Source organism: Streptomyces sp. NPDC006711, from assembly GCF_042869775.1.
Taxonomy (GTDB): Bacteria; Actinomycetota; Actinomycetes; order Streptomycetales; family Streptomycetaceae; genus Streptomyces.
Window position 1 is genome coordinate 1 of the sequence record NZ_JBIAGO010000043.1, and the last position, 1,775, is coordinate 1,775.

Annotated in this window: 1 protein-coding gene; it reads left to right on the forward strand. The window is 65.3% G+C overall.

Going from position 1 to position 1,775, the window contains the following annotated elements; all coding sequences use genetic code 11:
- Nucleotides 1–62: 62 nt before the first annotated feature.
- The coding region (locus tag ACFYM2_RS34730; RefSeq protein ID WP_388841882.1) for an amino acid adenylation domain-containing protein at nucleotides 63–1,775 on the forward strand (1,713 nt) is incomplete at its 3' end.

Genomic DNA, 1,775 nt, shown 5'->3' on the forward strand with positions numbered 1-1,775 from the left:
GGGAGCGGGAGTTGTTGCTCTCGGGTTGGAACGATACGGCTCGGGGTGGTGTGGTTCGTACGATGCCTGAGCTGGTTGAGGCGTGGGTGGTGGCTGCGCCGGAGGCTTTGGCGTTGGTGCACGGTGGGCGTACGTACACGTATCGGGAGTTGGATCAGTGTGCGAACCGGTTGGCCCGGTTGTTGATTGAGGGTGGTGTCGGGCCCGAGCGGGTGGTGGCGCTGGTATTGCCGAAGTCCGCGGATATGGTCGTGGCGGCGCTCGCGGTGCAGAAGGCGGGTGGTGCCTATGTTCCGGTTGATCCGGCTCATCCGGCGGAGCGGATCGCGTACATGCTGGCGGATTCTGGGCCGGTCTGTGTGGTGACGGAGTCGGGGGTGGCCGGTGATCTGCCGGTGGTGTCCTGCCCGTTGGTCGTGCTGGATGAGGTGGGGGTGGTGTCGCGGCTGGCGGAGTTGGCGGACTCGGTGGTGACGGATGGTGAGCGTGTTGTTCCGCTCGATGTTCATCATCCGGCGTATGTCATTTACACCTCTGGTTCCACTGGACGTCCGAAGGGTGTTGTGGTGACGCACCGTGGTTTGGGTGATCTGTCGGTGAGTGTGGGGGAGCGGTATCTGCTGGATCAGGGCAGTCGGGTGTTGCAGCTCGCTTCGCCGAGTTTTGATGCTTCGGTGCTGGAGGCGGTGATGGCGCTGACTCATGGTGCCGTGCTGGTGGTGCCGGATGGGGGGCAGTTGGTGGGTGAGGAGCTGGCGCGGGTTTTGGTGGAGGAGCGGATCAGTCACACGCTGATGCTGCCGGCCGCGCTCGCTACTCTGCCCGAGGTCGAGTTGCCGCATTTGCGGACGTTGGCCACGGGTGCGGACAAGATCGGTACTGATCTGGCTGCTCGTTGGTCGTGTCGTCATCGGATGGTCAATTCGTACGGTCCGACCGAGGCGACGGTTGTCGCGGCGATGAGTGAGCCGTTGGGTGGGGAGGGGGTTCCGCCGATCGGTGGCCCGGTGGTGAACGGGCGGTTGTATGTGCTCGATGGTGGGTTGCGTCCGGTGCCGGCGGGTGTGGCGGGTGAGTTGTATGTGGCTGGTCCTGGTCTGGCTCGTGGCTATCTGGGGCGTCCGGAGCTGACGGCGGAGCGGTTCGTCGCGGATCCGTTCGGTCCCCCCGGTGGCCGGCTGTACCGGACGGGTGACCTGGTGCGTCGGGGTGTTGATGGGAGTCTGGAGTATCTGGGCCGGACGGACAATCAGGTCAAGGTCCGGGGTTTCCGTATCGAGCTCGGTGAGATCGAGGCCGCGCTGACCAACGTCGCGGGTGTGTCGGACGCTTTGGTGATGGTGCGTCAAGACGGCGTCACGGGCGAGCGGTTGGTGGGGTATGTGACCGTTGAGGGGTCCGCTCCTCAGCCTGCTGACCTTCGTGCTCATGTCGCGGCGGTTCTGCCTGGTTATATGGTTCCGGCCGCGTTCGTCGTTCTCGACCGGTGGCCGATGACTCCGAACGGGAAGATCGATCGCAGGGCGCTGCCCGCGCCGGGGATCGTCGGTGCGGGTGATGCCGGGCGGGCTCCGCGTACGCCTCGTGAGGAGATCCTGGCGGGTGTCTTCGCTGAGACGCTGGGCGTGGAGTCGGTCACCATCGATGACAACTTCTTCGAACTGGGCGGGCATTCCCTGCTGGTGACCCGGCTCACCAGTCGCATCCGCACCGCACTGGACGCCGAGCTCTCCATCCGCGCCGTCTTCGAAGCACCAACCGTCGCCGCACTCGCC